The 13807-nt window shown below is 25.5% G+C and carries 13 protein-coding genes; 3 read left to right on the top strand and 10 right to left on the bottom strand.

The window, feature by feature from the left end:
• Positions 1 to 12 precede the first annotated feature (12 nt).
• The 3 genes from AAQM_RS03275 to AAQM_RS03265 form a co-directional block, all read right to left on the bottom strand.
• Positions 13 to 2592: an ATP-dependent Clp protease ATP-binding subunit gene (locus tag AAQM_RS03275; protein ID WP_129094860.1), complete on the bottom strand. Its 2580-nt coding sequence runs from the start codon at positions 2590 to 2592 to the stop codon at positions 13 to 15.
• 61 nt (positions 2593 to 2653) lie between these two features.
• Positions 2654 to 4810 carry an ATP-binding protein gene (locus tag AAQM_RS03270; RefSeq protein ID WP_129094861.1) on the bottom strand — a complete coding sequence of 719 codons (2157 nt, stop codon included), beginning with the start codon at positions 4808 to 4810 and terminating at the stop codon, positions 2654 to 2656.
• Complete coding sequence (locus tag AAQM_RS03265) at positions 4807 to 5907, bottom strand: ABC transporter substrate-binding protein (protein ID WP_164967034.1); 1101 nt, start codon at positions 5905 to 5907, stop codon at positions 4807 to 4809. The genes AAQM_RS03270 and AAQM_RS03265 overlap by 4 nt, the downstream gene beginning before the upstream one ends.
• A gap of 91 nt (positions 5908 to 5998) precedes the next feature.
• Here AAQM_RS03265 and rnhB point away from each other — a divergent pair, with 91 nt between their 5' ends.
• Positions 5999 to 6571 (top strand): ribonuclease HII, encoded by a 573-nt coding sequence (gene rnhB, locus AAQM_RS03260; RefSeq protein WP_129094863.1) that lies wholly within the window; start codon positions 5999 to 6001, stop codon positions 6569 to 6571.
• Between the two features lies 1 nt (position 6572).
• Here rnhB and AAQM_RS03255 read toward each other — a convergent pair whose 3' ends face one another.
• Positions 6573 to 6887 carry an MTH1187 family thiamine-binding protein gene (locus AAQM_RS03255; protein ID WP_129094864.1) on the bottom strand — a complete coding sequence of 105 codons (315 nt, stop codon included), beginning with the start codon at positions 6885 to 6887 and terminating at the stop codon, positions 6573 to 6575.
• Positions 6888 to 6988: 101 nt separating this feature from the next.
• Between AAQM_RS03255 and AAQM_RS03250 the strand changes: the two genes are divergently transcribed.
• Positions 6989 to 7327, top strand: a complete 339-nt coding sequence (locus AAQM_RS03250; RefSeq protein ID WP_129094865.1) for a hypothetical protein — start codon at positions 6989 to 6991, stop codon at positions 7325 to 7327.
• Here AAQM_RS03250 and msrA read toward each other — a convergent pair.
• Genes msrA through AAQM_RS03235 form a run of 3 tightly spaced genes read right to left on the bottom strand, consistent with a single transcriptional unit; the run spans position 7324 to position 8806 of the window.
• A complete protein-coding gene (gene msrA, locus AAQM_RS03245) occupies positions 7324 to 7818 on the bottom strand; it encodes a peptide-methionine (S)-S-oxide reductase MsrA (protein WP_129094866.1) in 495 nt (164 codons plus the stop codon). The genes AAQM_RS03250 and msrA overlap by 4 nt on opposite strands.
• 3 nt (positions 7819 to 7821) lie before the next feature.
• Positions 7822 to 8181, bottom strand: coding sequence for a methionine-R-sulfoxide reductase (locus AAQM_RS03240; protein ID WP_129094867.1), 360 nt, complete (start codon positions 8179 to 8181; stop codon positions 7822 to 7824).
• A gap of 10 nt (positions 8182 to 8191) precedes the next feature.
• Complete coding sequence (locus AAQM_RS03235; protein WP_129094868.1) at positions 8192 to 8806, bottom strand: fumarylacetoacetate hydrolase family protein; 615 nt, start codon at positions 8804 to 8806, stop codon at positions 8192 to 8194.
• 61 nt (positions 8807 to 8867) lie between these two features.
• On the opposite strand from AAQM_RS03235, the gene AAQM_RS03230 reads away from it, so the two are divergent.
• Positions 8868 to 9209, top strand: a complete 342-nt coding sequence (locus tag AAQM_RS03230) for a DsrE family protein (protein WP_129094869.1) — start codon at positions 8868 to 8870, stop codon at positions 9207 to 9209.
• Here the strand turns inward: AAQM_RS03230 and AAQM_RS03225 are convergent.
• The 3 genes from AAQM_RS03225 to AAQM_RS03215 form a co-directional block, all read right to left on the bottom strand.
• Positions 9206 to 9862 carry an NUDIX hydrolase gene (locus AAQM_RS03225; RefSeq protein WP_129094870.1) on the bottom strand — a complete coding sequence of 219 codons (657 nt, stop codon included), beginning with the start codon at positions 9860 to 9862 and terminating at the stop codon, positions 9206 to 9208. The genes AAQM_RS03230 and AAQM_RS03225 overlap by 4 nt on opposite strands.
• Positions 9863 to 11131, bottom strand: coding sequence for an adenosylmethionine--8-amino-7-oxononanoate transaminase (gene bioA, locus AAQM_RS03220; RefSeq protein WP_129094871.1), 1269 nt, complete (start codon positions 11129 to 11131; stop codon positions 9863 to 9865).
• Between the two features lie 63 nt (positions 11132 to 11194).
• Positions 11195 to 13804, bottom strand: a complete 2610-nt coding sequence (locus AAQM_RS03215) for an ABC transporter substrate-binding protein (RefSeq protein ID WP_228254508.1) — start codon at positions 13802 to 13804, stop codon at positions 11195 to 11197.
• Positions 13805 to 13807: the final 3 nt, after the last annotated feature.

Genomic DNA, 13807 nt, shown 5'->3' with positions numbered 1-13807 from the left:
CTTAAATATTGTTTAGGAAATATTAATAATTACCTCATCATCTTTTACATCAAACGCTATACTACTTCCTTCACCTATTTTATCTTCTAAAATTAAATCAGCAAGTTTATCTTCCACAATCTCGTAAATAGCTCGTTTTAATGGTCTTGCTCCATATACTGGGTCAAATCCAATTTTTGCAATATACTCTTTTGCATTTTGAGTTAAAGAAATTTTTATATCTTTTTCTTCAACTTTTTTCTTAATATTATTAAATAAAATATCAACAATATTTGTGATTGCACTTAAATTTAATTGTTCAAAAATAACAATATCATCAAGTCTATTTAAAAACTCTGGTCTAAAGTGCATTTTTAATTCATCTAAAACTGCTTTTCTTCTCTCTTCTTTGTCACTAATTTCAATTATTCTTGCACTTCCTATATTTGAAGTTAAAATAATAATTGTATTTTTAAAATCAACTGTAACACCTTTGTTGTCAGTTAATCTTCCATCATCTAATACTTGTAAAAGTATATTAAATACATCAGGATGTGCTTTTTCTACCTCATCAAATAAAATTACACTATAAGGTTTTCTTCTTACTGCTTCAGTTAATTGACCACCCTCTTCATATCCAACATAACCAGGAGCTGCTCCAACTAGTCTTGAAACTGCGTGTTTTTCCATATATTCACTCATATCAAATCTAATAAGTGATTTTGGATCATCAAATAAAAACTTAGCTAAAGTTTTTGCACTTTCAGTTTTTCCAACTCCTGTTGGTCCTAAAAATAAGAAACTTCCAATAGGTCGTGAAGTTTCACTTAATCCTGCTTTATTTCTTTTTATAGCCCGACTTATGGCTTTAATAGCTTCATCTTGACCTATTACATCTTTTTTAAGAACATCTTCAACCATTAAAACTTTTTGTTTTTCACTATCCATCATTTTATTAACTGGAATCCCAGTCCATCTTGAAACTATACTTGCAATCGCTTCTTCATCAACAGAATTTCTAAGAAGTGTTCCTTCTTTTTGCATTTGTTCCCATTTTTCAGCATTTTCTTTTATTTTTGCTTCAAGTGTTGGAATTTCTCCATATTCTATTTTTGCAGCTTCTTCAAATTTTGACTCACGTTTTGCAATATTTGCTTTTGTTTTTAATTCATCTATTTTTACTTTTAATTCACTTGTTGCATTAAATGTTTGTTTTTCATTTTCAAATCTTGCTTCTAAACTTTGTTTCTCTTCATTTTTATTTGCAAGTTCTTTTTCAATTTGCTCAACTCGTTCTTCATTCTTTTTATTTTTTTCCATTTTAAGAGCTTCTTTTTCAACATTTAATGTTTGAATCTCTCTTTTAATTGTAGAAAGTGCTGTTGGTTCTGATTCTATTTGCATTTTTAATTCAGCTGCAGCTTCATCAATCAAATCAATTGCTTTATCAGGTAAAAATCTATCAGTAATATATCTATTTGATAACTTAGCAGCTGCAACTAATGCACTATCATTTATAGTTACATTATGATGAGTTTCAAGTTTCTCTTTTATACCTCTTAAAATTTGTAAAGCTTCATTCACTGTTGGTTCATCAACTTTAACTGGTTGAAATCTTCTTTGCATTGCTGCATCTTTTTCAAAATATTTTCTATACTCTTTTAGTGTTGTTGCACCAATTGTATGTAATTCACCACGAGCCAAACTTGGTTTTAAAATATTTGCAGCATCCATACTTCCTTCACTAGCACCTGCACCAATGATTGTATGAATTTCATCAATAAATAGTATTATATTTCCAGCTTTTTTAACTTCATCAACAACTGATTTTAATCTATCTTCAAACTCTCCTCTATATTTAGCACCAGCTATTAACGCACTCATATCAAGACTTACAACTCTTTTATTTAGTAAACTTGTTGGAACATCTTTGTTTACTATTCTTTGAGCTAAACCTTCTGCAATTGCAGTTTTTCCAGTCCCTGGTTCACCTAATAAGATTGGATTGTTTTTTGTTTTTCTTATTAATATTTGCATCATTCTATTGATTTGTTCATCTCTTCCAATTACTGGGTCAAGTTGTCCATCAATAGCTTTTTTATTTAAATCTATTCCATATTTACTTAAAGCTTCTAAATTATCATCACCACTATTACTATCTATAGTTTTCCCAGCACGCATAGCTTCAAGCTCTTTTTTTGCTTCTCTTAAATCTATATATTTTCCTAAAATTTCTTTCATAATAGGTAAATCAAAATTTGAAACAAGCCAAGTATCAATAGCTATAAATTTGTCTCCATTGCTTGCCATTTGACCTTCAGCTTTTTGTAAAGATGATAGTAAATTTCTTGATAATTTTATATTCTCTTTTGTTACACTACTTACACTTGGAAGTTTTTGTGCATTTGATTTTGCTTCTAATTCGATTGCTGCTTTATTTACATTCATCTTATTTAATAATTGATTTAATACAGAATTTGTGTTTGTCAATAAAGCCCAAAGTAGATGAACAACTTCTACTTCTTGATTTTTATTATGTAAAGCAAGGGCAACACTTGAATCTATTGTCTCTTGCATTTGATTTGTCATTTTTTCAAAAATATTATTACTCATTTAGCACTCCTTAACTTTAACTGCTAATAAAATTATACAACTTTAGTCTTTCTTTGTCAAGTTATATATGATAAATATTATAATCTATTTTACTTTCTTCTTGAATAGGAATTTCTAAGGTTACACTGCAACCCTTATAAGAGTTATTATTTTTAATAAACTCTCTATTCTCCATATAAATATTTCCCTTCATATGTTCTACTACTATTTGATGTGACATATAAAGTCCTATTCCTGTTCCTTGAGATTTATGTTTTGTTGTAAAATATGGTTCAAATACCTTTGAGATAATCGATTCATCAACACCTCCGCCATTATCTGATATTTGAACTAAACATTTTTTATTTTTCATATAAGTATTTATTTTAATAAATCTTTTATCTCTTGCTTGATTTTTTAAGGCATCTTTTGAATTATTTAAAATATTGATAATTACTTGTAAAAATTCATTCGGATAACCATTTATAATCAAATCCTTATGATATGATGTTTCTATTTCAATATTATGATTTTGAATACTTGATTTTAAAAGTTTTAATACCTTTTCCATACTTTCATTAACACAAAAATCTTCTACTTTTTTATCTGCTTTGAAAAAATTTCTAAAATCATCAATTGTTTTAGAAAGATATTGGGTATTTTCAACTATCAAATCAAGTGTTTCAACAAATCTTTCATCAGTTAAAACACTCATCTCTTTTTCAAATTTTATTCCACTTGCACAAGTACTAATAACACTTAATGGTTGTCTCCATTGATGAGCAATATTTCCTATCATTTCTCCCATTGCTGCCATTTTTGATTGTTGAGATAATAATTTATCTTTATCTTTTAATTCAGTTATATCAATCAAAGTTGATAATTTTAAATTTTTCCCATTTATTGAAATAAATTTATCTTGACCTAGACAAGTAAGTTTTTTACTATTAATAAGTAAATCAAATTCATAAGGCAAACTATTTTTTTTATAGTTCATAATAAGTAATTCTTTATATTTATCATCTACAAAATCCAATAAATTTTTACCTATTAAATCATTTTTATCTTTTAAATTAAAAAATTCTATAGCTACATTGTTTGCATCAACACAAATTCCTTTATTATGAATAACAATAATCTCCATAGTTGAATTAAATAAAGATTTAAAACTATTTAAAGACTCTTCCAATGAATCTTCTCTTTTATCTATTTCTATTCTCATTTTATTAAAACTATTAATCAAAATATTAAATTCACTATAATAGGAATTTTCAATATTACTTTTATAATTTCCATTTGCAATATCAGCTGCTGTATGTTGCAAATCATCAAATGATTTGAATATTCTTTTCGAAATTTTCAAAGACAAAAAAATTGCTGCTAATACAAAAATTAAAATTATTATTATCATTGCAAAAATAATTTCATTTAAAGACTCTAAAATCAAACTATAACTCTCTCTTATTACAACTTTCCAATTTGTATCTTTTATTGAAGTATATGTTCCATATTGATTCTCTTCAAAAATTTTTGAATAAAAAATACTAAAAGTATAAGGAGCTAATTTATCAATAACATCAATAAACACTTTTTGTGTTTTTTCATTGAACCTTTGCAAAACTAAATCTGGATTATTAGGATTTAAAATAACAGTTCCACTACTATCAAAAACTTTTATCATATAAGTTCCATCTTGATTTTTAAATTGTGAAATAAAATCTGATATCTCTTTTAATTGAATCATTAAAACAACTATTTTATCTTCTAATCGAAAACTATAAGATATTGCCGCTTCTTCATCAACTGTTGATAAAAACACATTTGACCAATAATCTCTTTTATTTTCTTTTAGCTCTTTAAAATACTCTTGTCTAGAATAATCAAATCCTTTATAAATATTTAGATTCGAATCAGCATAATAATCTTCAATAATTCCATTTTTATTTAAAATTATTATACTTGAGATATTGTTGTTTGTATCAACTATATTTTTAAGAAGATTTATATTATTAGGTGTATAGTTATATTTCAAATAGTTAGATAAACTATATATTTGAGTTAAAAATTTATTTATCTCTTTTTCTATTTGAGTTAATGTTTGTCTTTGATTATGCTCAATTATATTTAATTTTGAAAAATAAAAATTCGCCAAAGATATAAAACCTATAGAAGTACCGATAAAAATTATAAAAGATAGTAAAGTTACTAAAATTTCTTTTTTTAAACTTTTGCTTTTCATTTTACTTTTTCAAACTTTCCATTTATTACTTTAAAAGTACTAAATTCTCTTACAACATCACCATATTCATCAAAAATTATGGTGTCTTGTAAACCTTTAAACTCTTTTATTTTTAATAAATTCTTTTTGAGTTCTGTTTGATCTCCCACTTTTAAAAGTTCAATTATAATTTTTGCTAATTCATAACCTTTTAATGCATATAAAGATGGTTCTAAATTATATTTTTCTCTAAATTTTTTTGAAAATCTTAAAAAATCTTCATTTTGAGAATTCTCATCATAATCTATGTTAAAAATAATTCCTTCACTATATCTTCCTGTATTTTCTATAAAAGCAGGTGTCATTGCCCATTCTGAAGAGGCTATTTGAGTTTTTATACCATTCATTTTCAAGTATTGTATAACTCTTGCTGCATCTACTGAATTTGCACAAATTAAAATCAAATCAGGGTTTAAACTATTTACTTCAGATACCAACTCATCTAAATTTTCATCAGTCTTAGAATATTGAATAAATTTTTCTCCACCATTTAAGATAAAACTTTTTTCAAAATTTTCTAAATAATCTTTTGTATAAGTAATGTTTCCAGGATCATAAATTCCATAAATTTTTTTATAATTATTTTTTATTACATACTTTGTAAAAGTATCAAATCTTTGAGCATTATTTGCAACATGAACTCTAAAAAATTGATCATCAATTCCTGAAAATTCATTACTAGCTGAAGCTGCTGAAATCATAAACATATCTGGGTGATTATTTATAATTGACATAGAAATTTTTGACATACTACTTGTAACATTTCCAATTACAATTTTTATGCCTTGATTTATAAAATCATTTACTATTTTTTTATTAACTTCTTCATCTCTTTTGTCATCTTTAAATATTAATTCAATTTTTTTTCCATTGATTTTATAATTTTCCTCTTCAAACGCTAAAAGGACACCATTCATCATAGGATTACCTAAATCTGAATATTTTGCAGTTAAAGCACCAACAAAACCAATTTTTACTATTTCTTCTTTTTCTTTACTTATGAAAAAATATATTCCAATCAAAATAATTACAAATAAAATAAAATATATCTTTTTCATAATTTTCTCCATGTTTGAAGTGTCTATGAGCATTATATAATTTTTTTATATAAATGTTATAATCAATTTTGTAAATTTTAAAGGATTTTTTATGTTATGTGGTATTGATGAAGCGGGACGCGGTCCAATTGCTGGACCATTGGTAGTTGCTGGAGTTATTCTTTTAGAAGATATTGTAGGATTGAATGATTCTAAAGTTTTAAGTGAAAAAAAAAGAGAAAAACTATTTGATGAAATAAAAGAAAAATCAAAATACCATATTGTTTTTAGTGATGCAAAATTAATAGATGAAAAAGGACTTAGTTTTTGCCTTAAAAATTCTATTTTAGAAATAATAAATAATTTAAAAGATTTTTGTGATGAATTTTTAATGGATGGGAATACCTCTTTTGGAATAGATATTTTAAAACATAAAATCAAAGCAGATGCAACTATAAAAGAAGTCAGTGCAGCATCAATTTTAGCAAAAGTAAGTCGTGATAGATATATGAATAAAATAGCTTCAAATTATAAAGAATATGAATTTCAAAAACATAAAGGTTATGGGACAAAAGCTCATGTGGAAGCCATAAAAAAATACGGAAGAAGCGATGAGCATAGATATAGCTTTAAACTAAAAGCTTTAGGAGAAGAAAATATTGGTATTCAAAAAAGTCTATTTTAGACTATTTTGAAACCTCTCCTATATGTTTTTCTACTGATTCTATTTTTGATTTAAGCCTATTTTCATGACCTTTTCTAATATCAAACTTTAAAGTCGCATAAACTCTATTACTACCTAATTCCTCTAATTTTGAATAACATTTTTCAACCAAAGATAAAGCTTCTTTTAAGGTATTGGTTTCTATTAAAGTTGCCATTGCAGTTAATTGATAACTATATCCACTCTCTCTTATAATTTTTATAACTTCTGAAACTTCTTTACTTTTACTCTCGCTTTTATCTGTAGGGAACATAGACATTTCTAATAAAATACTCATTTTTAACCTTTAAATAATTTTTTTTAAACATTTTAATCTTACTTAAAAATTGTTTTGATAAGATATTCTACAATTATATAATTAAAATACTAAGGATAAAAATGCAATTAGAAGTATCAGCAGAAGTTATATTATCTCAACTTGGATATTCAAAAAATGAAGCTTCATTAAAACAAGCTCAAAAAATGATTGATGTTACGACAAATTTTGAAAAATTTGCAAAACATATATTTTCATTAAATGATCATTTAAAAAAAATGAATGCTTATGTGGGATTATCAAATAAAACAGATTATTTAAAAATAAAATGTGATGAAAATGACTCTGATGAAATTTTGCAAGAGTTTCATGAAGAAGTTTCACATTGGGCAAATAAATACAATGTGAAACTTGAAAAGTTAGATAATAAACATATCTACTATATTTTAGGAACTATTTAAAATATCTTTTTTAAACTATGACAATAAGGCACTTTTTTGTGTCTTTCATAGTAATCTTGATGATAATCTTCAGCTTCATAAAAAGTAACTAGAGGATTTAGTTTAGTAGCTACTTTAAAACCTTTGTTTTCTAATATACAAATTAATTCTTCACTCACTCTTTTTTGTTCTTCATCCACATAAAAAATAGCACTTAAATATTGGCTTCCAATATCTGGACCTTGTCCATTTGTTTGAGTAAAATCATGAATTTCAAAAAAAAGTTTTGTTAACTCCTCAAAACTAACAATACTTTCATCATAAGTTACTTCAACAACCTCAAGATGTCCTGAAAAACCAGAACAAACTATCTCATAACTAGGATTTGGTATTACTCCTCCCATATAACCTGAAATTGCACTAATTACACCTTTGTGTTTTTCAAAGAAATATTCAACTCCCCAGAAGCAACCAGCAGCATAATATGCCTTTTTAATACTTTTATTATCCATTTATTAAGCCTTTTGAAAATTTAAAGATATAGAATTCACACAATGTCTAGTATTTTTTGATGTAAATCCTTCTCCTTCAAAAACATGCCCTAAATGCCCACCACAAATTGCACAAACAATTTCTACTCTTCTTCCGTCTTTATCTAAAACTCGTTTTACTGCTCCTTCTATCTCATCATCAAAACTCGGCCATCCACAACCTGATTTAAATTTATCTTCTGATTTATAAAGTGAGGAATTGCATTTTTTACAACTATAAACACCTTTTTCATAAAAATCATTGTAAATTCCAGTAAAAGGATACTCTGTTCCTTTATTCTCTATAACATATTTTTCTTCTTGTGTTAATTCATTATATTTCATCTTGAATTCCCTAATTTACTTTAAAAGTTTCTTCGATTAAAACTTTGTTTTCATATAATATTTTTCCAAGAAAAATATCACCTTTTTTAAATGCCCCTACTCCCTTTGGAGTTCCACTCATTAGAATATCTCCATCTTCAAAGCTTAAAAAAGTTTTTGCCTCTTTTATAATATCGATTGGTTTATTTATCATTAAAGAGTAATCACCTTTTTGTTTTAGTTCTCCATTTATATAAAGCTCTATTCCTATTTTAGAAACATCATCTGAAAAACTTTTAAATTTAGAAAAAACAGCTGAACCATCAAATGCCTTTGCTCTTTCCCAAGGAAGACCTTTATCTTTTAATTTACTTTGCACTTCTCTTAATGTCAAATCCAAACCAAATCCAACACCAGTGATTTTATCATCTTCAATTAAAAAAGAAATTTCCGCTTCATAATGACAAGAATTTTGATTTTGTGGGAAATTTAATTTATCCGAGATTGCAGAATTTGGTTTTATAAAAAACACCATATCTTCTGGAACTTCATTGTTAAGTTCTGCAATATGGTCCATATAATTTCTTCCTATGCAAACAACTTTTGAAGGTTTAATCTCTATATCTTCTAATAATATTCTATTCATTTTATACCTTTAAAAAATTTATTATATAATCTTACAAAGATTATAACTAAAGGCTTTTTAAATGAAAGATAATTTATTAATTGTTTGGACAAATGGTGATATTGAAGTTGCAAATAAATTTCCATTACTTTACTCTTCTGTTATTTTAGATAGAGGATATTGGAAAACAGCCCATTTGATGATTTGGGGTCCATCTATAAAACTTACAAAAGAAAATAAACAGATACAAGAACAACTTCTAAAAATCCAAAAAACTGGTGTAAAAATGAGTGCTTGTATTGTTTGTGTTGAAGATTATGATGCAACTTCTATTTTAAATGAATTAAATATAGAAATCACACATACAGGAGAGCTTTTAACTAAAGCTTTAAAAGATGAAACTTATGCTGTAATGACTATTTAATACTTATCTATTACATCTTTTATTAATACAGAAGTAATTCCCCAAATTACTTCACCATCATATTTATAAACCCATATTTTATGTTTTTTATTTCCCCAAGGTTTTTTATAAGTATCAGGAAGTCCTAACTCTTCAACTGGGAAAAACACCTCTTTATTTCCATTTTCATCAACTTTATATGGTTGAATTTCATGGGCTAAAGTGTACTCTTCTGGTTCATTTTCTTTAAAAAAAGTAATAGGAATTAATAAAGTTTTTTCAACTTCATTATGGTCAATTTTCATATTTTTGTATGCTTTTTTCTTAACTCTTGCTACAAATGATTCAATCACAGCACCAATAGGAGCTACATAAGTATCAAGTTGTCCTAAAATTTTTATATCTTTTTTTTCGATTCCTAACTCTTCAAAAGTCTCTCTTAATGCTGTATCTCTAAAATCTTTATCAACACCTTCTTCAAAACCACCACCAGGAAAACAAATATCGCCACCTTGTCTAATATGAGAAGCTCTTTTTTGAAAAAGTAAATGATATTCACCTTTAATTTTTACAAGTGGAACTAACACAGCACTATTAAAAAATCTATGTCTTCCTAAAACATTTGGATGTTTTGGCAAATTTGCTACTAATTTTTTTAAATTATCTTTTTTCATTTAACTTTTCTTTATAGATTTTATTGCTTCACACATTGTTCTTATTATTTTTACTAAATCTTTTTCTTCTATAGTATATGCAACAATTGAATAAACTAATTTTCCAAAAGGTCTTAACCAAACTCCATTTTTAACACAGAAATCTTGAACTTCTTGAACGTAACAATCATCTTTTAATTCAATTACTCCAATAGCTCCAATATTTCTTATATCTTTTACTAATGGATATCCTTTTATTTTTTCTAACTCTTCTGTAAAAATCTCTTCAATTCTTTTTACTTTATCTTGCCAAGAAGAGTTTAAAAGTAAATCTATACTTGCATTTGCCACACTACAAGCCAATGGATTTGCCATAAAAGTTGGTCCATGCATTAATACACCAATTTCACTATTAGAAATAATATCACTCACATCTTTTGAAGTAATCATAGCAGCCATAGTCATATAACCACCAGTTAAACCTTTTCCAACAGTTATAATATCTGGTTTTATATTGGCATGCTCAAAAGCAAACATTTTTCCCGTATGTCCAAAACCAGTTGCAATTTCATCTAAAATAAGCAAAATGTCATATTTAGAACAAAGTTCTCTCGCCTTTATCAGATATGAAGGATTATAAATCCTCATTCCTCCAGCACCTTGTACAATTGGTTCTAAAATAAATCCAGCAATTTCTTGATGATGTTTTTCTAATATTTTTTCTAATTCTTCTATCTCTTTTGAACAATCAGTATTAAATCCAAGAGCTGGTGATTTTGTAAAAATATGTTCACTTAAATATGACCCATAGATTGAATGCATTGAGTTTTCAGGGTCACAAACACTCATAGCACCTAAAGTATCACCATGATATGCATTTTTTGACGCTAAAAATTTATATTTATTTAGATTTTTTGCTTTTTGATAAAGAATTGCTGTTTTTAACGCAACTTCAACTGAAACAGAACCACTATCACACAAAAAAACAGAATTTAATCCCGTTAATTTAACTAATTTTTCACATAAAAGAGAAGCTTGTTCATGTGCTAATCCACCAAACATAATATGAGGCATAATATCAACTTGCTTTTTTAAGGCTTCATTTAATTTTGGATTATTATACCCATGAATCGCACTCCACCAAGAACTCATTCCATCAATTAATTCTTCACCTGTTTCTAAAAATATTGTTGTTTTATCTGTTCTTTTTACAGGAAGAATTTTTGTTTTTGAAGGAAGTGCGTTATAAGGATGCCATACATGAGTTTTATCTATATTTAACCAATTCAAATAGTTTTCCTAATAATATTTATATTAAAAATTATAGCTAAAGATTATTAGGAAATCGATAAATTACTCAACAATATCAAGGGTTATTAAAATTAGAGCACCTTTATATTTTTTATTCTTATATTCATACTCAACATTTGAAATTTCTATATTTCCATTCATGTGTTTGTGAATTATTTCTTGACACATATAAAGTCCTATACCTGTACCTTGATTTTGATGCTTTGTGGTAAAATATGGTTCAAATACTTTTTCTATAATATCAAGATTTATTCCACCTGCATTATCTCTTATTTTAATATATACCTTAGAAGCAATTTTCTTAATATCAATAAATATTAACTTTTCTTCATTTTTTAAAGATTCTAACGCATCTTTTGAATTATTCAAAATATTTATTAATACTTGAATTAATTCTGTTTCATAACCATCAATTTTAACATTGTCAAAATTTTGAATAATAGTTATTTTATTTTCCACAAAATTAGCACCTAATAAATCAATAGTTTTTTTAAAACACTCTTCTATATAAAATATCTCTTTTTCTCTTTGGGGTTTAAAAAAATATCTAAAATCATCTATTGTATTTGATAAATATTTTGAAGTATTCACAATTGAATCTATAGTTTTTAGTAAAAATTCATCATCTAAATCATTCAAATCTTTTTTTAATTTTAAAGCTGTTGCATTTACTGTTATTAAAGATAAAGGTTGTCTCCATTGATGAGCAATATTTTCTATCATCTGTCCCATAGAAACCATTTTTTGTTGTTGTGATAATAGTCTATCTTTTTTTAAATTTTTTTCTACTTCTTCTTTAATTTTATTTTCTAATTTATTATTTATTTCCTGCAAAGATTTTGTTTTTTCTTCAACTGCTATTTTTAAACTATCATTCATTTTTGCAAGTAATCTTTGTCTATATAATATAGCTATAAATATTATTAATAAAACTATTGCTATTTTCCAAAGAATTGAATAATCAAACTCTTTTTTATATTCAGTGAAAATCCATTTATTTAAAATCTCATCTCTTACGTTAGAATCTATACTTAAAACAGCTTTTTGCAATACACTAAATAATATGTTATCTTCTTTATTAACAGCTATAGAAATATCAACATTCTCATCTAATTTTGAAGATATAGCTAATTTTGAAAGATGTTTTGTTTGAATTTTATACCAAGTAGTTGAAACAGTATCAATATGACCAAAAGTTTCACCATTTAAAACTTTTTTTAATCCTTCATCTGTATTTTTAACTTTTATAAACTCTATATTATTGTATTTTTCTTTTAATTTATTAATTATTGCATACTCTTCAACAACTGATATTTTTTTATTTTTTAAACTCTTTAAATTATTTATAAATGAAATATCACTTTTTGTTGAAAGAACAAATGGAATATTTAAATATGACTTTGTAAAATTAAAATGTTCTTCTCTTTCTTTTGTCCAAACCATTGATGGTAAAATATCACAATCACCTCTTTTTGCAAATTCTACTGATTCTTTCCAATTTGAAGTAGGAACTAACCTTATTGGTTTTTTTATTCTATTTTCAATCAAAGATATGTAATCAGAAATAAATCCTATAAACTTATCATCTTTTATATCACTATATGGCATTGCATTTGGAGTAACACACATATTTATAATATCTCTTTGCTCTAAATAATCTAACTCTGATTTTGAAAAAGTAAGATTTCTAAGATTATTTAAATCAAATACAAATTTTTCTAAATCAATTGGTTTTGGAACTAAACCCATTAAGTTATATAAATCATGAATTCTTTGTATTTTGTCTTTTTTAATTTCACCTAAAATTGAAGTATTAAAATAAGAGAGTTTTCTTAATTCTTTTGCTTCATAAATAAGCTCATTTTTCTTTAAATTTTGATTATTGTATTTATCAATTATTACATCAACACTTTCATTTATATTTGAATATGCATACTCCCAACCTTTTAAAGAAGCTTTCTTAAATAATAAAACTGTATTTAAATCATTATTTATAAAATTTTCACTTGTATATAACATATCACTATACATATCGAAACCAAATTTTTTTGGGTCAAAAATATTATATTCTATACCTTTTTTTTGAAGTTCATAAGGAGATTTTGAAATATATGCTGAAATAACATCTGTATTTTTATTTATTAAATCATCTATATTATGAGTATGTTTAAGAAATTTTATATTATCTATTTTTATTTTATTTGAAATAATCATAGCTTTTATAGATACTTCGCTTGAATCATCTATAGTAGTCATAATTTTTTTATTTGAAAAATCATTTACACTATTTATACCTGACTCTTTTGTACTAACTAATATCAAAGGTGTTGCTTGAAAAAGTGCATATAGGGCTACAATATTTCTATCTTTTGCTCTTTCTAAAATAAGTGTTTCTCTTCCAACTGCAAAATCAAATTTTCCTTCACTTACTTCTTTAGGAATATCAACATTAAAATTAAATGGTATAATTTCAACATCCAAACCTAATGCTTCGTAAAAACCTTTCTCTTTAGCCATATAATATCCAGCAAATTGGAACTGATCAAACCAAGAAAGATGTAAGGTTATTTTTTTCAACTCTTTTGAAAAAGAAAAAGTAGAAACAATCAAAAGAAATAAAATTATTATATTTATTTTTTTTATTAATCTCAAAGA

It is taken from the genome of Arcobacter aquimarinus, from assembly GCF_013177635.1.
GTDB classification, from domain to species: Bacteria; Campylobacterota; Campylobacteria; order Campylobacterales; family Arcobacteraceae; genus Aliarcobacter; species Aliarcobacter aquimarinus.
This window is presented reverse-complemented; position numbering and strand designations above follow the sequence as displayed.

Bases quoted from the DNA above. Each gene is read 5' to 3' on its own strand.
- AAQM_RS03275 (WP_129094860.1), bottom strand. From the start codon at position 2,592: ATGAGTAATAATATTTTTGAAAAAATGACAAATCAAATGCAAGAGACA.
- AAQM_RS03270 (WP_129094861.1), bottom strand. From the start codon at position 4,810: ATGAAAAGCAAAAGTTTAAAAAAAGAAATTTTAGTAACTTTACTATCT.
- AAQM_RS03265 (WP_164967034.1), bottom strand. From the start codon at position 5,907: ATGAAAAAGATATATTTTATTTTATTTGTAATTATTTTGATTGGAATA.
- rnhB (WP_129094863.1), top strand. From the start codon at position 5,999: ATGTTATGTGGTATTGATGAAGCGGGACGCGGTCCAATTGCTGGACCA.
- AAQM_RS03255 (WP_129094864.1), bottom strand. From the start codon at position 6,887: ATGAGTATTTTATTAGAAATGTCTATGTTCCCTACAGATAAAAGCGAG.
- AAQM_RS03250 (WP_129094865.1), top strand. From the start codon at position 6,989: ATGCAATTAGAAGTATCAGCAGAAGTTATATTATCTCAACTTGGATAT.
- msrA (WP_129094866.1), bottom strand. From the start codon at position 7,818: ATGGATAATAAAAGTATTAAAAAGGCATATTATGCTGCTGGTTGCTTC.
- AAQM_RS03240 (WP_129094867.1), bottom strand. From the start codon at position 8,181: ATGAAATATAATGAATTAACACAAGAAGAAAAATATGTTATAGAGAAT.
- AAQM_RS03235 (WP_129094868.1), bottom strand. From the start codon at position 8,806: ATGAATAGAATATTATTAGAAGATATAGAGATTAAACCTTCAAAAGTT.
- AAQM_RS03230 (WP_129094869.1), top strand. From the start codon at position 8,868: ATGAAAGATAATTTATTAATTGTTTGGACAAATGGTGATATTGAAGTT.
- AAQM_RS03225 (WP_129094870.1), bottom strand. From the start codon at position 9,862: ATGAAAAAAGATAATTTAAAAAAATTAGTAGCAAATTTGCCAAAACAT.